At 71.1% G+C, this 20271-nt stretch carries 17 protein-coding genes; 10 read left to right on the plus strand and 7 right to left on the minus strand.

The window, feature by feature from the left end; all coding sequences use genetic code 11:
* Nucleotides 1-83 precede the first annotated feature (83 nt).
* Together ACIBI5_RS06295 and ACIBI5_RS06300 are read left to right on the plus strand one after the other, a co-directional pair.
* A complete protein-coding gene (locus tag ACIBI5_RS06295; RefSeq protein WP_397243714.1) occupies nucleotides 84-1268 on the plus strand; it encodes a hypothetical protein in 1185 nt (394 codons plus the stop codon).
* 91 nt (nucleotides 1269-1359) lie between these two features.
* Nucleotides 1360-2211, plus strand: a complete 852-nt coding sequence (locus ACIBI5_RS06300) for a MerR family transcriptional regulator (RefSeq protein ID WP_397243716.1) — start codon at nucleotides 1360-1362, stop codon at nucleotides 2209-2211.
* Here the strand turns inward: ACIBI5_RS06300 and pgm are convergent.
* The gene (pgm, locus tag ACIBI5_RS06305; protein ID WP_397243718.1) at nucleotides 2208-3827 is read right to left on the minus strand and encodes a phosphoglucomutase (alpha-D-glucose-1,6-bisphosphate-dependent); all 1620 of its coding nucleotides are present in this window, start codon (nucleotides 3825-3827) and stop codon (nucleotides 2208-2210) included. The two genes, ACIBI5_RS06300 and pgm, sit on opposite strands and share 4 nt — an antisense overlap.
* 49 nt (nucleotides 3828-3876) lie before the next feature.
* Here pgm and ACIBI5_RS06310 point away from each other — a divergent pair, with 49 nt between their 5' ends.
* From ACIBI5_RS06310 to ACIBI5_RS06325, 4 genes are all read left to right on the plus strand, one after another.
* Entirely contained in the window at nucleotides 3877-4773 is an 897-nt protein-coding gene (locus ACIBI5_RS06310) for a TIGR03564 family F420-dependent LLM class oxidoreductase (protein WP_397243720.1), read from the plus strand.
* Nucleotides 4774-4890: 117 nt separating this feature from the next.
* Entirely contained in the window at nucleotides 4891-5496 is a 606-nt protein-coding gene (locus ACIBI5_RS06315) for a glycoside hydrolase family 25 protein (RefSeq protein WP_397243722.1), read from the plus strand.
* Between the two features lie 41 nt (nucleotides 5497-5537).
* Entirely contained in the window at nucleotides 5538-7502 is a 1965-nt protein-coding gene (gene thrS, locus ACIBI5_RS06320) for a threonine--tRNA ligase (protein ID WP_397243724.1), read from the plus strand.
* The gene (locus ACIBI5_RS06325) at nucleotides 7499-8002 is read left to right on the plus strand and encodes a MarR family winged helix-turn-helix transcriptional regulator (protein ID WP_397243726.1); all 504 of its coding nucleotides are present in this window, start codon (nucleotides 7499-7501) and stop codon (nucleotides 8000-8002) included. The genes thrS and ACIBI5_RS06325 overlap by 4 nt, the downstream gene beginning before the upstream one ends.
* Here ACIBI5_RS06325 and ACIBI5_RS06330 read toward each other — a convergent pair whose 3' ends face one another.
* Nucleotides 8003-9907: a primary-amine oxidase gene (locus ACIBI5_RS06330; RefSeq protein ID WP_397243728.1), complete on the minus strand. Its 1905-nt coding sequence runs from the start codon at nucleotides 9905-9907 to the stop codon at nucleotides 8003-8005.
* A gap of 123 nt (nucleotides 9908-10030) precedes the next feature.
* On the opposite strand from ACIBI5_RS06330, the gene ACIBI5_RS06335 reads away from it, so the two are divergent.
* On the plus strand, nucleotides 10031-11815 hold the full coding sequence (locus ACIBI5_RS06335) for a family 20 glycosylhydrolase (protein WP_397243730.1): 1785 nt from the start codon (nucleotides 10031-10033) through the stop codon (nucleotides 11813-11815).
* A 30-nt stretch (nucleotides 11816-11845) separates the two neighbouring features.
* Here the strand turns inward: ACIBI5_RS06335 and ACIBI5_RS06340 are convergent, their stop codons facing one another.
* A complete protein-coding gene (locus ACIBI5_RS06340; RefSeq protein ID WP_397243732.1) occupies nucleotides 11846-12754 on the minus strand; it encodes a hypothetical protein in 909 nt (302 codons plus the stop codon).
* A gap of 130 nt (nucleotides 12755-12884) precedes the next feature.
* Between ACIBI5_RS06340 and ACIBI5_RS06345 the strand changes: the two genes are divergently transcribed.
* The gene (locus ACIBI5_RS06345; RefSeq protein ID WP_397243734.1) at nucleotides 12885-13400 is read left to right on the plus strand and encodes a SigE family RNA polymerase sigma factor; all 516 of its coding nucleotides are present in this window, start codon (nucleotides 12885-12887) and stop codon (nucleotides 13398-13400) included.
* Nucleotides 13387-14112 carry a hypothetical protein gene (locus tag ACIBI5_RS06350; protein ID WP_397243736.1) on the plus strand — a complete coding sequence of 242 codons (726 nt, stop codon included), beginning with the start codon at nucleotides 13387-13389 and terminating at the stop codon, nucleotides 14110-14112. The genes ACIBI5_RS06345 and ACIBI5_RS06350 overlap by 14 nt, the downstream gene beginning before the upstream one ends.
* 186 nt (nucleotides 14113-14298) lie before the next feature.
* Here ACIBI5_RS06350 and ACIBI5_RS06355 read toward each other — a convergent pair whose 3' ends face one another.
* Both ACIBI5_RS06355 and ACIBI5_RS06360 read right to left on the minus strand, forming a co-directional pair.
* Nucleotides 14299-15018, minus strand: a complete 720-nt coding sequence (locus tag ACIBI5_RS06355; protein ID WP_397243738.1) for a PIG-L deacetylase family protein — start codon at nucleotides 15016-15018, stop codon at nucleotides 14299-14301.
* A gap of 353 nt (nucleotides 15019-15371) precedes the next feature.
* Nucleotides 15372-15812: an Asp23/Gls24 family envelope stress response protein gene (locus tag ACIBI5_RS06360; protein ID WP_397243740.1), complete on the minus strand. Its 441-nt coding sequence runs from the start codon at nucleotides 15810-15812 to the stop codon at nucleotides 15372-15374.
* Nucleotides 15813-15875: 63 nt separating this feature from the next.
* Here ACIBI5_RS06360 and ACIBI5_RS06365 point away from each other — a divergent pair, with 63 nt between their 5' ends.
* A complete protein-coding gene (locus ACIBI5_RS06365; protein WP_397243742.1) occupies nucleotides 15876-16409 on the plus strand; it encodes an HIT family protein in 534 nt (177 codons plus the stop codon).
* 8 nt (nucleotides 16410-16417) lie between these two features.
* Here ACIBI5_RS06365 and ACIBI5_RS06370 read toward each other — a convergent pair whose 3' ends face one another.
* Complete coding sequence (locus ACIBI5_RS06370) at nucleotides 16418-18493, minus strand: hypothetical protein (RefSeq protein WP_397243744.1); 2076 nt, start codon at nucleotides 18491-18493, stop codon at nucleotides 16418-16420.
* 92 nt (nucleotides 18494-18585) lie between these two features.
* Nucleotides 18586-20148: a glycoside hydrolase family 10 protein gene (locus tag ACIBI5_RS06375; RefSeq protein ID WP_397243745.1), complete on the minus strand. Its 1563-nt coding sequence runs from the start codon at nucleotides 20146-20148 to the stop codon at nucleotides 18586-18588.
* Between the last annotated feature and the right edge of the window lie 123 nt (nucleotides 20149-20271).

Here is a 20271-nt window from a genome sequence, read left to right on the forward strand (position 1 = left end):
TACAGTCGGACATCCAACCTGACGGACAGTGACTGATGCCCCCATTTGAGGAAATCGCCGCTTTTGTCGCGGAAAAGCCGGTCGTGACCGTGATCATCTCCGTGCTGGGACTGATCGTGCTCGCGCTGGCCTTCATGCTCATCAAGATCGGCTGGCGGGCGGGAGCGTGGTTGTTCAGCCGCTACGTCTCGCCACGGCCGATCGAGGACGTCCTCACGGTCGTGGCCGCGTGCATCGCCACGGGCGTGTCGGCGCAGGGCATGTGGCGCTTCTCCGGCGACGTACTCGGGCTCGACGGGCCGCTGCGATTCCTGCTGTTCGCCTTCATCGAGGTCGCGATCATCACCTCGGCGGTGCGGGCCAGGCGCAACATGCGCGAGAACTTCTCCGCGGGCATCGACGGCATCGCCGTATGGGCGCTGACCTGCCTGACCGCGGTGCTGTCCAGCATGGACGCGCGCAGCCTGCCCGAGGCGATCTTCCGCCTGGCCGCGCCGCTCGTCGCGGCCTGGCTGTGGGAGCGCGGCATGGCCATCGAACGGCACCGCATCCGCGGCACCGGCCGCATCAACTGGCGCCTCACCCCCGAGCGGCTGCTGGTGCGCATGGGCCTGGCCGAGGTCAGCGACCGCACCGCCAGCGAGGTCGACGCCCACCGCCGCCTGACCCGCGTCGCGCTGGCCGCCAAACGGGCCAAGGCGCTGCGCGAGGGCGGAGGCTCCGAGCGGAAGGTACGCGCCGCGCTGGCCAAGCTCGACAAGGCCATGGACCAGGCCGTCGAGCACACCGGCCTGGCCGTCGACCCGCAGCGTCAGGAGGCGCTGCTGGCACAGATCGCCGCCCTGTACAACACCTCCAAGCTCGTCGACGCCGACCCGCGGGTGCCGTGGGAGCCGGAGCACGACCACCAGCCGGTGCCCGCCCGCGCGCTGCCGCCCGCGCTGACCCAGCTGCACGACGACGAGGACGACGACGTGTTCGACGCGACGCCGCAGGTGCTCGACACGGCCGAGCGGGCACGGCTGATGCGCGCCGCCCGGCGGTACTGGGACCGGCAGATCGAAAAGCGCATCGTGCCGCGCACCGTGGACATCGCGCAGGAGGTCGGCATCGCGGTGGGCACGGCCCGGGAGTGGCGCGCCCTGTGGAAGCTCGAACCGCAGGCGCACGCCATCATCGAGGCCCTGTACCAGGAGCACGGCATCGTCGACACCGGCTCCTTCCCCGCGGTCAAGGACGACGACCGCATCCTCACCAACACCCCCTGACCTCGGGCGGGGTGTCGTGGGTTGCACCTTCCGCAGCGGTATGTGGTCCTGTGGACCTGCGTCCCGCCCCACTGAGGAAGGCTCCCGCTTCATGTACTCGTCCTTCGTCCCGCCGCGTCAGGTCAAGATCGGCGACGCGGCGGCCTTCGCCGGCACCACACCGCGGGCGATCCGTCACTACCACGAGATCGGCCTGCTCCCCGAGCCCGTGCGGGGCGGCGACGATCGCCGCCGCTACGGCTACGACGACATGATCCGGCTGCTGTGGATCCGCAAGATGGCCGACGCCGGGATCGCCCTGGACGACATCCGTGCCGCCTTCGCCGGCGGCGACGACGGCATCGCGAGCGTCCTGGAGCGGCTGGAGGAAGCCCTCGTCGCCCAGGAAGCGGAACTGCGGCGGCAACGGACCGCCGTGCGGCGCATGCGTACCGAGGGCAGCAGGACGGGTCTGCTCTCCGGCTTCGTCACCGGCCGGCTCAGGAGCCTGCCCGAGGGCTCCCTGCGCCAGGCGGACCTGGACAGCCTGCTGGTCACCGAGCGGATCTTCGGCCCACTCGGCGCGGCCGTCCAGGCCACCCGTTTCATCGCGCTGGCCACCCACCCGGATCTGCGCGAGGACTCCGACCGTGTCGACGCCGCCGAGGAGGCACTCGATGACACGGTCGCCGTCGACGACCCCCGCGTGGCCCGGGTGGCCGCCGAACGGCACGCCTTCGAACAGGCGCTGCGGGCCGTCATCGAGGACTCCGGCCTGGCGGAGGACGACGAGGCGCTCTTCGGCTCCTGGGACGCTTCGCACCCCGCCACCGCTGATGAGGCCGGGCACAAGTCCATGAGCGCGTTCGAGGCCCTCGGCAGGATGCCCTACGACTTCTCCCCGGCCCGCCTGCGCTGCATGGAACTGGCCGGAGAACTCGCCGCTTCCTCGGACACGACCTAGGTCAGGGCGGCGGAGACCACTGCTCTGGCCTCCTCCTGGACCTCGGCCAGATGGTCGGGGCCCTTGAAGGACTCGGCGTAGATCTTGTAGACGTCCTCGGTTCCGGAAGGGCGGGCGGCGAACCAGGCGTGGCCGGTGGACACCTTCACCCCGCCCAGCGCCGAACCGTTGCCCGGCGCCTCGGTCTGGACCGCCGTGATGGGGTCGCCGGCCAGGGTGCGGGCGGTGATCTGCGAGGCCGACAGCCTGCCCAGCACCGCCTTCTCCTCGCGGGTCGCGGGCGCGTCCACCCGGGCGTAGGCGGGCGCGCCGAAGCGCTCGGTCAGCTTGGTGTAGTGCTCGCTGGGCGAGGACCCGGTCACGGCCAGGATCTCGGCGGCCAGCAACGCCAGGATGAGCCCGTCCTTGTCGGTCGTCCACACCGAGCCGTCCCGCCGCAGGAACGACGCCCCCGCGCTCTCCTCCCCGCCGAACCCGAGCGAGCCGTCCAGCAGCCCCGGTACGAACCACTTGAACCCGACCGGCACCTCCACCAGCCGGCGTCCCAGCGACTCCGTGACCCGGTCGATCATGCTGCTGCTGACCATGGTCTTGCCGACCCCGGCCTCGCCCGGCCAGCCGGTGCGGTGCTCGTACAGGTAGGAGATGGCGACGGCGAGGTAGTGGTTCGGGTTGAGCAGCCCCCCGTCCGGCGTCACGACGCCGTGCCGGTCGGCGTCGGCGTCGTTGCCGGTGGAGATGTCGTAGCGGGAGCGGTTGTCGATCAGGGAGGCCATCGCGTAGGGGGAGGAGCAGTCCATGCGGATCTTGCCGTCCCAGTCGAGGGTCATGAAGCGCCAGGTCGGGTCGACGAGCGGGTTGACCACGGTCAGGTCGAGCCGGTGCCGTTCGGCGATCTCGGCCCAGTAGGCGACGCTCGCCCCGCCGAGCGGGTCGGCGCCGATGCGCACGCCCGCGCCGCGGATGGCGTCGAGGTCGAGGACCGAGGGCAGGTCGTTCACGTACGCGCCCATGAAGTCGTGCCGGCGTGTCGTCTCCGCCTCAAGGGCTCGGGTGTACGGCACCCGCCGTACTCCCTTGAGACCCGCGGCGAGCAGCGCGTTGGCCCGCTCCTGGACCCACCCGGTGGCGTCGGTGCCGGCGGGACCGCCGTTGGGCGGGTTGTACTTGAAGCCCCCGTCGGCGGGCGGGTTGTGCGACGGCGTGACCACGACCCCGTCGGAGCCCGGGTGGGTGAGGATGGCGTGGGAGACGGCGGGCGTCGGCGTGTAGCCGTCGCGGCTGTCGATGCGCACCTCGACCTGGTTGGCGGCGAAGACCTCCAGCGCGGAGACCCGGGCGGGCTCGGACAGCGCGTGCGTGTCGATGCCGAGGAACAGCGGCCCCGACACGCCCTGCGCCGCCCGGTACTCGCAGATGGCCTGGCTGGTCGCCAGGATGTGATCTTCGTTGAACGCGCTCTTCAGCGCCGACCCGCGATGCCCCGAGGTGCCGAACGCCACGCGCTGACCGGGATCGCCGGGATCCGGATGCAGGGCGTAGTAGGCGGTGACCAGCCGGGAGACGTCGACCAGGTCGGCCGGCCGAGCGGGTTGTCCTGCGCGATCATGGGTCATGGAAGCAAGCCTATGATGGTCGGAAAAACTAGAATGGAGTTCGGTAGCGATGCGGATCGGACTGTTCCTCAATGAGCCCCGGGGCGATGACCCCATCGCCGAGCTGCGCGAACGCCTGGCCGGCGTAGCCGCCGACGGCTTCGCCTCGGCCTGGCTGTCCAACATCTTCGGCCTCGACGCGCTGACCGCCCTGGCCGCCGCGGGCGGCGCGGCGCCCGGCATCGAACTCGGCACCGCCGTCGTGCCGACCTACCCGCGCCACCCGGCCGTCCTCGCCCAGCAGGCGCTGACCGCCAACGCCGCGCTCGGCGGCCGCCTCGCGCTGGGCATCGGCCTGTCGCACAAGATCGTCATCGAGAACGTGTACGGCTACAGCTTCGACAAGCCCGCCCGCCACATGAGCGAGTACCTGTCGGCGCTGCTGCCGCTGGTGCGCGAGGGCGAGGTCAGCTTCCAGGGCGAGACGCTCAAGGCCGACGTGCGCCTGAGCACCCCCGGGCGTGGCCTGCCGGTCCTCATCGCCGCCCTGGCCCCGCGCATGCTCCACCTGGCCGGCGCCGTGGCCGACGGCACCGTCCTGTGGATGACCGGCCCCAAGGCCGTCGCCGAGCACATCGCGCCGGCCGTGACCGCCGCCGCCGAGGAGGCCGGACGTCCCGCGCCGCGCATCGTCTGCGCCCTGCCCGTCTGCGTCACCGACGACCCCGCCGCCGCGCGGGCGCGCGCCGAAGAGGTCTTCTCGGGGTACGGCGAGCTGCCCTCCTACCGGGCGATGCTCGACAAGGAGGGCGCCGGCGGCCCCGGCGACGTGGCGGTGGTCGGCGACGAGGACTCCGTCCGCGCCCAGATCGAGCGGCTCGCCGAGGCGGGCGTCACCGACTTCGTCGCCTCGGAGTACTCCGGGCGGGAACGTACGCGACAGTTCCTCAAGGGCCTAGTTCAATAGGGCGTACGGCGCGGCGCGGGGCCGGCCGGAGGATGGCTCAATAGGATCCGGCAAGGTGAGCGGGCGAAACGGCGGGCAGAGCAGGACAAGCTTCGCCGCGCCGACGAAAGGGGCGCGGTGAAGCGCTTGCTGCATGGCATCGACGTGTCCAACTGGCAGGGGGCGGTGGACTGGGGCGCGCACGCCAAGTCCGGCGTCGCCTTCGCCTTCGCCAAGGCCACCGAGGGCGGAGACTGGAGCGACCGGTTCTTCCGCCGCAACTGGAACGGCATGCGCGAAAGCTGGATCGTCAGCGGCGCCTACCACTTCGGGCGGCCCAAAGGCGATCCGGCCGAGCACGCCCGGCACTTCCTGCGCACCGTCCAGGCCGCCGGCGGCCTGCGCAGGGGCGACCTGATCGCCCTCGACCTGGAGACCAACGACGGGCTGCCGCCCGACCGGGTGGCCCGTTACGCGCGCCGCTGGTGCCGCTTCATCGAGCGCGAGGCGGGCGTGCGGCCGTTCATCTACACCTTCCTGTGGTTCGCCAAGTCGGGCAACTGCGCGGGCCTGGGCGAGTACCCCCTGTGGATCGCCTCGCCCCAGCAGCCGCGCGGCCGGCCGATCGTGCCGGGACCGTGGACCGCGTGGACGATTCACCAGCACTCCAACAGCCCGCTCGACCGCAACGTCTTCCACGGCAGCCGGGAGGAGCTGACCAGGCTGGGCTTCGACCCGCGATAGCATGCGGTGCACCCGTTTCACCGCCATCCAAGGGAGTCACCGTGTCAGCCGAGCTACGCATCACCCTCGCCGGAGCCGAGCGTGTGGTCGCGGCCGGCACGACGTACGGCGACGCGCTGGAGGCCGACGGCCGCACGGTCGTCGCCGCCCGGGTCAACGGCGAGCTGCGCGACCTGGCCGCGCACGCGGTCCCCGGCGACGTGGTCGAGCCGGTCGAGGCCGGCAGCGCCGACGGGCGGGCCATCGTCCGCCACTCTGCCGCGCACGTCATGGCGCAGGCGGTTCAGGAGCTGTTCCCCGAGGCCAAGCTGGGCATCGGCCCGCCGGTCGAGAACGGCTTCTACTACGACTTCGACGTCCCGCAGGCCTTCCACCCCGACGACCTCAAGCGCGTGGAGAAGCGCATGCGGGAGATCGTCAAGCAGGGGCAGCTGTTCTCGCGCCGCGTGGTCTCCGACGACGACGCGCGGGCCGAGCTGGCTGCGGAGCCGTACAAGCTGGAGCTCATCGGGCTCAAAGGCGGGGCGGCCGACGAGGAGAGCGTCGAGGTCGGCGGCGCGGAGCTGACCATCTACGACAACCTCGACCCCAAGACGGGCGAGCTGTGCTGGAAGGACCTGTGCCGCGGGCCGCACGTGCCCTCCACCAGGTCGATCCCGGCCTTCAAGCTCATGCGCACCGGCGGCGCCTACTGGCGGGGCAGCGAGAAGAACCCGCAGCTCCAGCGCATCTACGGCACCGCCTGGGAGTCCCGCGACAAGCAGGACGAATACCTCAAGCTGCTGGAGGAGGCCGAGAAGCGCGACCACCGGCGTCTCGGCGCCGAGCTCGACCTGTTCAGCTTCCCGCCGGAGCTCGGCTCCGGGCTGCCGGTCTTCCATCCCAAGGGCGGGATCATCCGCAAGGAGATGGAAGACTACATGCGCAGGCGGCAGCTGGAGGCGGGCTACGAGTTCGTCAACACGCCGCATCTGACCAAGTCGTCGCTGTTCGAGACCTCCGGGCACCTGCCGTGGTACGGCGAGGACATGTTCCCGCCCTTCGAGCTCGACGGCACCGAGTACCGCGTCAAGCCGATGAACTGCCCGATGCACAACCTGATCTTCCGGGCGCGCGGGCGGTCCTACCGGGAGCTGCCGCTGCGGCTGTGCGAGTTCGGCTCGGTCTACCGGTATGAGAAGTCCGGTGTGGTCCACGGCCTGACCCGCGTACGCGGCATGACGCAGGACGACTCGCACATCTACACCACCAAGGAGCAGATGGGCGATGAGATCAAGTCGCTGCTGGCTTTCGTGCTGAGTGTGCTGCGCGACTTCGGCCTGGAGGAGTTCTACCTGGAGCTGTCCACCCGCGACGACTCCGACAAGTTCATCGGCGAGCAGGCCGACTGGGACGAGGCCACCGAGTCGCTGCGCCAGGCGGCCGAGGAGTCCGGCCTCGAGCTCGTGGCCGACCCCGGTGGCGCCGCCTTCTACGGCCCCAAGATCTCGGTGCAGGCCAAGGACGCCATCGGGCGTACCTGGCAGCTGTCGACCATCCAGCTCGACTTCAACCAGCCCAAGCGCTTCGGCCTTGAGTACCAGGCCGCCGACGGTTCGCGGCAGACGCCGGTCATGATCCACCGGGCGCTGTTCGGGTCGGTCGAGCGGTTCATGGGCGTGCTCGTCGAGCACTACGCGGGCGCCTTCCCCGCGTGGCTGTCGCCGGTCCAGGCGGTCGGCATCCCGATCGCCGAGGCGCACGTCGCCTACCTGCAGGACGTGGCCAAGAAGCTGCGCGAGCGCGGCATCCGGGTCGAGGTCGACAGCGCCGACGACCGCATGCAGAAGAAGATCAGAAACGCGCAGAAGGCCAAGGTGCCGTTCATGCTGCTGGCCGGTGACGAGGACATCGCGGCCGGCGCGGTCTCCTTCCGCTACCGCAGCGGCGAGCAGAAGAACGGCGTCCCCGTCGACGTGGCCGTCGCCGAGATCGTCGACGCGGTGGAGCGCCGCATCCAGGTGTGACGCGCCGGGGCCAGGCGGGAGACGACCGGATGGAGGAGCGGGCGCGCGAGGCCGCCATGGCGCAGCACACGCGGCTGGCGGAGGAACTGCGGGCCTACGGGGCCAGCTTCAACGAGCTCGGGCGCCGCTTCGCCGACCGGCTCGGCATCCACCTCACCGACGCCTTCGCCCTGATGGAGATCGCCAAGGCCGAGTCGGCGGGCGCGCCGCTGTCGCCCGCCCAGCTCGGCAAGCGCGTCGCGCTGTCGTCGGGCGCGATGACGGCGCTGGTCAACCGGCTGGAAGAGCACGGCTACGTCTCCCGGGTGCGCGAGCACGCCGACCGGCGCGTCGTCACCCTCTACGCGCGGGCGCGGGCCAAGGAACTGGCCGAGGAGTTCTTCGGCCCGATCGTCCAGCGGCAGGAGCAGCTCCTGGGCCGCTACACCCAGGAGCAGCTCCACCACGTCGAGACGTTCCTGGCCGGGATGCGCGCCGCCATGGACGAGCAACTCGGCTGATCACTGCGGGTGGCAGTGGCCGCCGGTCGAGCGCGGCACGTCCAGCGTCGGGTTGCGGTCGAAGAAGCCGGTCGGCTTGAGCGAGAACCCGATGTGGTCCACCGGCATGACCGGCCAGTCCTCGGTGCGCGGGAAGTGCGTCACGCCGAAGGTGTGCCACAGCACGATGTCCTCGCCGTCCAGGCTCCGGTCGGCGGCGGTCCAGTCGGGCAGGCCGCCGCCGCCCGGATGCTGGTTGATCAGGTCGCCGGCCGGGAAACGCTCGTCGTCGGCGTGCCGGGTGACCCACAGGTGGCGGGTGGCGAAGGCGGCGCGGGCGGCGATGGAGGAGGCCGGGTCGGCCAGCAGCGTCGGGCGGGGCTCCGGGATGAGGGTGTAGCCGACCGGCGCGCCCAGACGGTTGGTGACCCGCGGGTTGACGACCTGCCAGACGCGGCCGCGCGACGGGTCGGCCAGGCGCTGGGCCTGGCTCTCCGTGGCCAGGCGGGTGACCTGGCGGGCGAAGGCGTTGCCGTACGGGTTGCCCTCGCCGATCGGCACGCTCACGGCGTCGATCTCGTCCACCGCGTTGGTGTGGCCGTCGACCGCCATGTCCAGCCGGGCGGAGAACAGGTGCTGGTGGAAGGGGGCGGCCAGGCCGGGGGCGACCTGGGCGGCGTACTCGCGGCCCTCGGGCGGGTAGGCGGAGGTGAACAGCACGCCGGTGGCCTTGCACTCGCAGCCGATGGTGCCGTCGAGGTAGAGGTACCAGTAGAAGCCGTAGTCGTAGTTGCCGACGGTGGTGAAGAAGGAGATCACCAGGCGGCGCTGGCGGCGGGTCTCGTTCGAGCCGGCGAACATGTCGGAGTGCTTCCACAGCACGCCGTAGTCCTCTTCGTGCATGCAGATCGCGTTGCGGATCGTGGCGGGCTCGCCCTGCTCGTCGGCGACGACGACGTCGGTGTAGTGGATCTCGCCGAGGCAGTCGCAGCCCAGTTCGAGGGAGTTGGTGAAGCGGCCGAACAGGTACTCGCCCTGGTCGAAGTAGTTCTGCCAGAACCGCACCGGTGACGGGTCGGCGTAGGGGACGACCATCTCGGCGATCGAGGCGCGGTGCACGACCGGCCGGTCGCGTCCCTGGTCGCGGAAGCTGATCTGGTGCAGCGTGAGGCCCTCGCGCACGTTGAAGCCGATGCGCAGGCTCCAGTTCTCCCAGTGCACGAGCCCGTCCTCGACGGTGAAGCTCGGGCCCTCCGGCTGGGTGATCTCGATGGGGCGGAGACTGGTGCGGGCGGGGCCGGTGTAGTCGGGGTCATGGAAGTTGCCCGGCTCGCGCGGTACCTCGGTCAGCTCCTCGTCGATCACCTTGATGACCGTGCCCGCGATGAGGTCGACGTAGGCGACCAGGCCGTCGACCGGGTGGGCCCACGGGTGGTCGTGCTCGTGGTCCTGGTGGAAGCCGAAGCTGCGGATGATGCGCCGGCCCGACTCCTCCGGGTAGGCGTAGTGGCCGGCCGACAGCGGGCAGGCGCGTACGGTGTCCGGGGTGAGGCCGCGCCTGGCCAGCGCCTTGCCCCACCCGGGGTCGGTGTCGAGGATGCGCTGTACCGCCTCGAACTCCTCGACCATGATGGGCGGCTGGCCGGACACGGCGGGGTCGAGCTTCTCGACGTGGTCCACGACGCCGCGGGTGACGGAGACGAGCAGGGAGGAGGCGGCGCCGGTGGCCCGGTCGAGCAGCAGCACGCGCAGGCGCCGGTCCACGAGGTCGCCCGGGTTGTGGGCCAGCAGGTCGGCCTTGGCGGGTTCTTCCGGGCCGAGGTAGGCGAAGCGCACGTCCGGGCCGAGGTGCCCCGCCGTACCCAGGATGCGGCGCGCGGCGTGGACCTCGTCAGCGGTGATCATCGCAAGCGGGTGCACGGTCATGAGGCACTCCTTACGTCAGAGGGGACTTCCATCGTGCGCGAAATGATGTTCCCGGTGAAGTGCTGGATGCCCGGAAACGATGGTTAAGGTCATTCGCACGGCATCCCGATCTACGGAGAGTGTGTGATCTCGCTCGTTCCCACCCCGCACCGGCTGAGCGCCGACGGCGCCCGCCTGCGCCTCGGCCCGCACACGACGATCAGCCCCGGCGCCGGGCCGCTGCTCGCCGAACTGCGCGCCGCGACCGGGCTGCCCCTTCCCGAGCGCGAACGCGGCGCCGACCTCGAACTCACCGCCGACCCCGCGCTCGCGCCGCAGTCCTACGTCCTGGAGATCGCCGACCGGGTCCGGGTGCGGTACTCCGACCCCGCCGGTGCCTTCTACGGCCTGCAGACCGTGCTGAAACTGCTGTCCGGCCCGGAGCTGCCCAAGGTCACGATCGCCGACGGCCCGGCGGTCGCCGTCCGCGGCGTCATGCTCGACCTCGGCCGCCGTCACTGGGACCCCGCCTACCTGCGCCGCTTCGTGCGCCGGATCGCCTGGCTCGGCTACAACCGCCTCCAGCTCCACCTCACCGAGTGGAACGGCTTCCGCGTCCGCCTGCCCGGCCATGAGGATCTGGCCACCGAGCCCGCGTACAGCCTCGACGAGCTGACCGAGCTGATCGGCTACGCCCGTTCGCTGCGGGTCGAGGTGGTGCCGGAGATCGACCTGCCCGCCCACGCCTCCCACCTCATCGCCCGCCGCCCCGAACTGCGTCCGGCCGACTCCGCCCTCAACGACGGCGCCCACTGGACCGGGCACACCACCGACGCCTGGACCATGGACATCACCCGGCCCGCCAACCGCGAGTGGATCAAGGGTCTGCTGGCCGCGTTCTGCGCCGCCTTCGACACCCCCGCCATCCACATCGGCGCCGACGAATGGCCGGTCGAGCCCGCCCTGTCGGCCGCCCCCGCCCTGGTGGCGTACGCTCGCTCGATCCACCCGGACCACGGCCCCAGCGACGCGCTCATCGCCTTCGTCAACGAGCTCGCCCAGGTCGTCCGGGATCATGGAAAACGGCCGGAGATGTGGAACTGGTGGGAGTACGCCTCCGGCGGCACCCACCGGATCAGCCCCGCCCGCGACATCCGCCTCACCGCCTGGCCGGACACCGAAGCCGAGGTGCGCGCCTTCTCCGACGACGGCTACGACGTGATCGCCGCCCCGGCCGTCAGCCACTACGTCACCCCGCGCACCGCCCCGGGCAACCGCGCCGGCATCAACTACGTCACCGCCGACCCGCGCCACCTCTACCACGACTGGACGCCGTCGCAGGTCACCGGCTACCAGCTGTGCGTGTGGGCCGACTGGGCCGAGGAGCAGTCCGACGCCTACTTCGACTGGTACGCCACCCGGGCGCTCGACGTCCTGGCCGACCGGTTGTGGGGCGGGCCGCTGCTGGGCGACGTGGACGACTACCTGGCCGTGGTGGACGCGCTGCCGTACCCGGGAAGCGCGCAGCTACGGCCTGTCGGCGAGTTGCGGCCGGTCGGCGGGGTACGGCCGACCAGCGGCTTGGGGTCGGTCGGTGAGGTGCGGTCGGCAGGCGAGGCATGGCCCGTTGTGGCGCCGACCGTGCCCGCCCGCGTCCGGCGTGTGCGCTTCCGGCCCGCGGTGCCCTCCGGCGCGCGGGCCGTGGGCGGGAAGTGGCCGGAGCCGGTGTGGCGGGCGCTGGACGCGGTGCGCGGGACCAGGTTCCAGGGCGCGCCCGCACCCGATGGGCCCTGGGAGGATCTCGCGGTGGTCGAGTGGCTGCCCACCACCACCTGGAACGTGCTGGACGTCGAAGCCGGTGAGGCTCACGCGTGCCTGCGGGCGTTCGGCGCGCCCGGCGGCCTGGAGATCGAGTGGTGGAGCGAGTAGCGTCGCCGGCTGGTGACGACCTCGTCCGGCTCAGGGCAGGGCGGGCACTGCGGGAGCGGTGTCCGTCCAGCCGGCCCGCAGGACGAGATCGGTAGCGCTCCCGCCCGGGTGCGCACCCGCGGACTCGTCCGACAGCAGGATCATGGTGGAGGTGTCCACGATCAGCTTCCTGGTGATCTTCCCCGCTTCGGTCTTCGGGCCGGTGGGCTGTGGCCGGCTGATCGACAGAGCGGTGCCGTTCCTGCCCAGGTCATCGCGCGCCGCGCCCTCGACGCGCACGCCGGGCATGGTCAGCAGTACCTGGTACGCCGCGGCGCGGACCTCCTTCGGCGCCGGGAGGCGGTGGAGCAGGTCGGGCAGCGAGCCGGCGATGAAGGGGTCGATCTGCCCGCCCTCCGACGCCTGGGCGGCCTTCGTCAGCCAGGCCTTCAGCGCGGCCGGGTCGGCCGGCAGCCGCTGTACCTCCTCGTAGGTCAGAATCTGCCCGGCGAGGAAGAAGTTCGCGCCCTGGCCGCGTACCGGGGTGACGTGACCCCTGGTCGGCCGCGTGGACAGCACCACGGTCTGGCCGGCCAGATCGCGAGTCCACTTGACGGGCGAGCCGTCGCGCCGCCATGCCTCGCGGTCCTTCGCACTCCTCGGGTACGCGCCCGGTTCCCGGTATCCGGTCCAGCTCCTGCCGTCCGCCGTGTGCCACTTCTCGGTGAGCCGCTGCTGAACCACCCAGTAGGGGTTCGCCCGGCTGCCGACCTGGCGGAAGCCGGTGCTACGCGACAACATCCGGGTGTGCCAGTAGGCGCCCTCCGGCCCTGACGCGGCCACCGGCCTCGTGAGCGACGTCTTGGCCGCGCCCGGCAGCGTGAGCAGCACGGCGGCCGCAACCGCCAGGCCGGTCCCCGCGACGGTCAGCCGCCACCCTGGTACGGTCGTCAGCTTCATATGCATCCTCCGTGATTCCGTGGTGATGCCCCCACATACGCTTGGACGCCCTGCGAGGTTGCCTGCGACATCCGGGCAACTGTACGGGCGCCCGAGGCGTATAAGGGGGCGTGAAAAGGGACAGAGAGCCGTGAGCAGCAGCGCGGAACATGACTTCGGCGCGTTCGTGGCGGCGAGGGCCACGACCCTGTTGCGGGTCGCCTACCTCGCCTGCGGGGACCGGCTGGAGGCGGAGGATCTGCTGCAGACGGCGCTGGAGCGTACCTTCAGGCACTGGGACAGGGTGCGGCACGACAGCCCCGAACCCTACGTACGCCGTGTGATCGTGAACACCGCCATCAGCAGGGCCCGGCGCCGGGCGATCCTGCGGATCATCCCCGTGCGGACGCCGCCGGACACCCCCGTGCGTACATCCGACACCGACCTGCGCCAGGTGCTCATGGACGCGCTGCGTGCCTTACCGCCCCGGCAGCGCGCGGTGGTCGTCCTGCGGTACTGGGAGGACCTGAGCGAGCACCAGACGGCGGAGGTGCTTGGCTGCACGATCGGAACGGTCAAGAGCCAGAGCTCGAAGGCGCTGGCCAAGTTGCGTACGGCGCTCGGCGAGGAATCCTTGGAAGGAGTGATCGGCAATGCCCGCGCTTGAGGACCAGATCCGCCACCTCATGGCGGAGGAGACGGCGAGCATGCACGCCGCGCCCGACCTCGGGGAGCGGGTAATCCGATCCACGAAGCGGAAGAGGAGACGAGGCGCGCTCGCCGCGCTGGCCGCCACGGTGGCCGTCGTCGCCACCACTCCCTTCTACCTGGCGGTGGCTCCGGGCTCCGGGCCGGCGCCGATCGTCACCGAGACACCGGCCCCGCCCGCCATCGACGATCTTCCACCCTCGGCCACGCCCACGAGCAAGAGCCTCGGGGACCTGGGCGACGGAAGAGCATTCGGGCACGTCAGGCTGGGCTACCTGCCTGAGGGCCTCACGTGGCATCGCTGGTCTCTGGACCTTGGCGACGCGTACACGACCTCCTTCGACTACGACGGCGACAAGAACGGCTTCTACTGCGTCCAGATCTTCGTGTACGAAGGCGATGCCGTACTGGAGGTCGACGACCGCATCAGCGTTCACCGGCAGGAGGGAGAGGGCCAGGAGGTGACCGTCGGCGGCCGCGGCGGTTACGCGGTCGTGGCGAACGTCGGCGAGGACGGGATGAAGGGCACTCCCACGTTCTTCCTGAACATGGGAGAGCGGCGGCGGGCCGAGATCATGTTCAGCCCGGTCTACGCGAAGGACCTGCGCACCTCCGAGGCCGTCAACCGCGAGCTGCGCAAGATCGCTGAGGGGCTGTCCTCGACGGACTAGCGGCCGCCGCCGTCAGAACCGCGGTCCCACCCGCCTGAGGCGGCCAGGTCTGAGACGCAACACGAAAGGTCGGACACCCGCCGTTGCCGATACCGTCCTGCGGCGGGCCCGCATCACCCAGGGCAGGCGCCTGTACCCAGCGGCGGGGTTGTCCGGGCAGGGCGGGCCTGGTGGCCGGTCGGATCGTCAGCGGGGGTAGAGGCGGAAGGTGACGGCGGGGCGGTCGCCGTACTGGGGGGCGCTTTCCTTGGGGAAGCGCTCGACGATCGAGCGGGCGTAGGACTCCACGTCCTCGTCTGTCAGGGCTTCGATGTAGGCGCGGTGTTCCATGAGGGAGGTGACTCCGCGCTCCAGGCCCGTGGTGACGTCGACGGCGTGGGTGGGGTCGGGGGTGCCGTTGATGGCCACCCAGCGGACGCCGTCCCAGCGCTCGCCGGCGTCCGGGAAGATCCATCGATTTCCGGCGTCGCCGGCGGCGTCCAGGACCGCTCGGCCGACGGCTCGATGGTCGGGGGTGTTCCAGATCGTGCCGCCCCAGGTGTCGTCGGGGTTGAGCGTGATCACCAGTTCCGGACGATGCCGGCGGATCGCGGCCGCGATGTCCCGGCGCAGGGGGAGGCCATATTCGATCACTCCGTCCTGGTAACCCAGGAACTCCACGCTGGACACCCCGACGACGGCCGCGCTGGCCCGCTCCTCCCGCTCACGCAGCGGGCCCGACTTGGCCGGTTCGATGGAGTCGATCCCGGCCTCGCCGCTGGACACGATCACGTACGCGACCTCGCGGCCTTCGTCGGTCCAGGTGGCCACGGCCGACGCGCACCCGTACTCGAGGTCGTCGGGGTGCGCGACGATCGCGAGCGCGCGGGTCCAGTCCTCGGGCATGGGCTCAAGCTGATCAACCATGCCCACACCTTAGACGCCCGCCCCTGCCCCCGCGCACCCAAGACCGCCCACCCCGCAGGTGGGTTCGACGCTCCGGGTGACGACTGGCCACGGCCGGGGGTTTCGTGCCGCGTTACGGCGGCGCGGCGTCATCACCGGAGGAGCGTGGTCCGGCGGAGCCCGGCCATGGTCGGCGGGAGGCGCCAGGGCGGCTTGCCGTAACGGATGGGCGGGACAGAGGGACGCCGTAGCGGATGGAGGGACCTACGGCGGCGCGCCGTAGCGGATGGGAGGGATGGAGGGACCTACGGCGGGGTGGAGATAGGGGCCAAAGATCAGGAGGTGGGGAGCGGGGCGGAGACGAAGGCAAAGGGTCAGGCGGGAAGGTCGTCGGGGTCGGGAGGGGTGGGGCGGGGCTCGCCGGGGAGGCGGACGTCGTCGACGGTGACGTTGACTTCGGTGACGCGCATGCCGAGCATGCGGCTGACCGTGCGGGCCACGTTGGTCTTGACCTCGGCGGCGACCTCCATGACCACGTGGCCGTACTCCACGACGATCACCAGGTTGACCGCCACCTGCCGGTCCTGGATCTCGGCGCTGACGCCCTGGTTGCCGCGGCGGGAGCCGATGCCGATCCGGTCGCGTACCGACTCGAAGGCCCTGGCCAGGTCGCCGCCCATGTCGGCCACCCCGGCGACTTCCAGGGCGGCCAGGGCGGCGACCTTCTCCACGACCTCGTCGGCTACCTTGATCCGGCCCTTCACGACGGCGGGGGTGGACGTGGGCTCCGTCTGTTCCGCTAATACTTCGCTCATGGGGGGATTGTGACGGATATGTGCCCCAGTTGTCCGGTAAGCCGGGGGCCTATGCTGCTACCTATGCACGATCAGGCAGGGGCCGGGGAGCCCGACAACTTCCAGCGGCTGTGGACTCCCCATCGCATGGCCTACATCAAGGGCGAGAACAAGCCGTCCGGATCCGGTCCAGGCGACGGCTGCCCGTTCTGCGAGATCCCCAAGATGAGCGACGAGGACGGCCTGATCGTGGCGCGCGGCACCGTCGTGTACGCGGTGCTGAACCTCTACCCCTACAACTCCGGTCACCTGATGGTGGTGCCGTTCCGGCACGTCTCGGACTACGACGAGCTCGACCCGGCCGAGACGGCGGAGCTCGGTGACTTCACCCAGCGTTCGCTGCGCGCCCTGCGCAAGGCCAGCGGCGCCCAGGGCTTCAACGTCGGCATGAACCTCGGCCACGTCGCGGGGGCCGGCATCGCCGCCCACCTGCACCAGCACGTGGTGCCCCGGTGGGGCGGCGACACGAACTTCATGCCCGTCGTCGCGCAGACCAAGGTCCTGCCGCAGATGCTGCGCGACACCCGCGACCTGCTCGCCGGCGCCTGGGACGCCTGAAACCGGCCTCAGGTGGCGCTGGTGGCCAGGTGCTCGTCGGGGTCCTTCACGGGCTCGCGCGTCCCCGGCAGTACGGCGATGCCCACCGACAGCAGCAACGGGATCGCCATGGCCAGCGCCATCGACAGGATCGCCGCCCCCGAGTCGTTGACCAGCATGCCCACCACGCCGCTCACCAGCGTTCCGATCAGGCCGGCCTTCAGCGCGGGGGAGTAGGTGAAGGCGGCGGGCACCACGCCCGCGGACGCCTTCTCGGGACGCAGGATCGCGTAGATGAGGAATCCCAGCGCGGCCAGCACGATCGGCACCAGGTTCGGGTTGATGAGCGTGCTGATCATCGCCTCGAACTTGCGCCAGACCACCTCGACGGCCTCGCCGTTCAGGACCTGGCCGACGAAGCGCCCGAGGTGCGACTGCTCGCTGGGCGGCCTCAGGTAGTTGGCGACCGCGAAGGCCGTGACCGCCAGCCCGCCCGCCACGCAGAACAGCGCCAGCTTCAGCACCGAGATCCGCTTGCCCAGAATGAGCAGGGCGGTCACCGCGATGCCGGGCACGAAGGCGATGACGCCGCCGAAGTCGCTGCCGAGCCCCGAGCCGCCCAGCACCATGGCGAACGCGCCGAGCACCGCCACGACGGCGGCCCCGATCTTGCCGGGGAAGCGGTGGGCGATCACGGTCGTGGTCAGCAGCGTGCCGGTGGCCAGCAGCGCGAACGGGATGTTGCCGAGGCCGTAGTAGCGGGCGCCCTGTTCGGCGCTGAAGCCCATGAAGCTGTTGAGCTGCAGCGTGGTGCCGGTCAGCAGGTCGCCGGCGAGCGTCAGCGCCGTGACGCCGGCGACCACGGCCAGCGGGCCCAGCGGGTGGCGGCGCCACGGGCCGGCCAGCGCCAGCACGGTCAGCGCGGCCCAGAAGGCGGCCATTCCGCCGAACAGCTCCACGTGCGACGACCACGGCAGCAGGTTCACCAGGAACGAGGTGACCGGGAGTGCGGCCAGGGCGACCGCGGCCAGCCGTACCCAGGAAAGGCCCTTGCGGCGGCGCAGCAGGAGGAAGGCGAGCACGTAGAACAGGACCTGCAGCACGGCCAGGACCGTGAAGTAGGGGCCCTTGACCGAGCGCATGGTCTGGGCGCTCTCGTCGGCGTCGGCCATGTGCCGCGGGGTCGCGCCCGTGGCTCCCGTCTCCCACAGCTGCCCGATGATCGTCGCCGGTACGGCCACGCCCAGCTTGGTCAGCACGGTGGTGGTCAGGTCGGGCAGGATCGAGATGTCGTCGCGCCGGGTGGAGGCGGCGCCCAGCGCGCGGCCCTGCGCGCCCGGCTCGCTCAGCATCGCCGCCCGCAGGTGCGGGACGCTGCCGTGGTCGGAGACGCCCGCCAGCATCACCGTGGTGCCGGGCGGGAGGATCGACAGGAGCGCCTCGGCCTTGGCGTCGGCCAGGTGCAGGGCGTTGCGGCGGTCCTCGGCGCCGAGCAGGTCGGGCACCCGCGCGATGCGGCCGCCGGGCAGATAGGGGCGGATCAGGTCGTCGACGTCCATGGCGACGAGGCGGGCGCTCTGCAGGTCGGCCGTCTTCACCTGTAGCGGCGAGGAGCGGTAGACGGGCACCGCGCCGGTGGTGTCGGCCAGCGCCAGCGCGGCCCCGGGGCCGATCGCGATCGTGGAGGTGCCGGCCTTCTTCAGGGTCTCGCCCAGCGCGCCGGCGTTCTTCTGCCCGCCCACGTCGATGAGGGAGCGGAAGCCGGGGACGATCGCGCCGGCGCCGCGCTGCTCCGGCACGGGCGGGGCGCCGCAGCTGCCGCCCGAGGCGGAGCGGATGCCCGCCGAGATGGTCAGCCAGCCGTCGTAGGGACAGGTGACGCTGCCCACGGTCCGGACGGACATCGACCCGATCGCGCTGCTCTGGGAGAGCCTGAAAAGGTTGGGGGTGTCCTGCGGGGTGATGTCGTTCCAGTGCAGACCGGGGACCCCGATCAGCGCCACCCGCGCGGCGGGAGGTGGGGCCGCCAGCCCCGCGGGGGCGAACGCCCCCGCCAGCAGCAGCTGACCCATCAGCATGGTCACGATGACCAGCGCCCGCCTCACCGTATGTCCTCCCGCGGTCGAGCCCGTGTGTGGCACGACATAGTCTCACGCATCGCCGGACCACGCGGGCTCACCGCAAGACCGGGAGGAGGTCAGACCGGGCTGACCGTGACCTTCACCGGCTTCGACTCGTTGTGGAGGCGGTCCAGCGAGGTGATCAGGTACGTGCCCGGCCGCGCCGCCGCGAAGGACGGGGCGGTGACGACCGCGGCCAGGCTGCGGGCGTCGGCGCCCTGGCAGGCCTCGCCCTTGTCCGGGACCCGGTAGACCGCGTACGCGCGGGCGCCGGGCGAGGCGGTCCAGGTCAGGGTGCCGCCGCTCGCCTTGGCTCCGGCGGGCTTGGCCGGGGCCTGACCGCCGCGCTCCTTGATGAGGGGCAGCAGGGCGGGGCGCGCGTAGTGGTCGGCGGCGACCTTGTCGATGGCCTTCAGCGGGTTGGTCAGGAACTGCTTGGCGCTGAAGTAGACGTCGCCGTCGATCTGGGGGTGCTTGCGGTTGAGCGTGAGGTGGGCCGACAGCTCGCCGGGCCTGGTCCAGGCCTTGTCGTCCTTGGCGCCGACGCGGTAGAGGGCCTGGCCGATGTAGAGGTCGACGCCGGTGCCCTTGACCTCCTTGGCCCACCAGGGGGCCAGCGCCTTGTAGTCGGCGACCTTGAGCCCGCGCGGCCAGTACAGCTGCGGCATCACGTAGTCGACGGTGCCGTTCTTGATCCAGTGTCGCGCGTCCGCATAAATCGAGTCATAGGCCGACATGCCGGAAGTGGCGGAGCCGGTCGGGTCCTGCGCCTTGTTACGCCAGATGCCGAACGGGCTGATGCCGAACTTCACCGACGACCGGGTCTCGTGCACCGCCTTGTCGACCTGGGCGATGAGCTTGTTGACGTTGTCACGCCGCCAGTCGCCGAGGTTCTTGCCCGAACGATACTTCGTAAAGGCGGCCTTGTCGTTGAACGTGCCGCCCTCGCCCGGATACGGGTAGAAGTAGTCGTCGAAGTGGACCCCGTCCACGTCGTAGCGCTTGACCACGTCGGTGATGACCTTGGTGACGTGCTCGCGCACCTGGGGCAGGCCCGGGTTGTAGTAGAGGCGGTCGCCGTACTTGACGATCCAGTCGGGGTGCACGCGCGCCGGGTGGCCGGCCGGCAGCTTGGCGGCGTTGGCGTCGTAGGAGGCGCGGTAGGGGTTGAACCAGGCGTGGAACTCCATGCCCCGCTTGCGCGCCTCGTCGATGAGGAACGGCAGCGGGTCCCAGCCGGGGTCCTTGCCCGCGGTGCCGGTCAGGTACTGCGACCAGGGCTCAAGGGAGGACTTGTACAGCGCGTCGGAAGCCGGGCGGACCTGGACGAAGACCGCGTTGAGCCGCCGCTTGGCCGCCGCGTCGAGGATCTTCACGTACTCGGCCTTCTGCCGGTCCGGGCTCAGCCCGGTGCGCGAGGGCCAGTCGATGTTGCGCACGGTGGCGATCCAGACGCCGCGCAGCTGCCGCTTGGGATAGCGCGCGTCAGGCGTGCAGCCGGCGGGTGCGGCGGCCGTCGTGGCCTTCTTCGCCGCGCCACTGGCGGTCTTCTCCGCGGTCCCCGGCCCAAGGGCGTAGGCGGCGCCGGCGGTGACGACGGCGATCGTGACGGCGGCAAACAGAGGTCGTCCGGTTCGCATGGTTCCTCAGTCTGGCATCGCCGCTGACGTGCTTTGGCCAAAAAACGAAATGGATTCGTGATGATTGTGTGACTGTTGGTACGGCCGTGCCGCGTGTGACGGCGGCCGGCCGTACCAACAGAC

Source organism: Nonomuraea sp. NPDC050540 (assembly GCF_044457485.1).
Taxonomy (GTDB): Bacteria; Actinomycetota; Actinomycetes; order Streptosporangiales; family Streptosporangiaceae; genus Nonomuraea.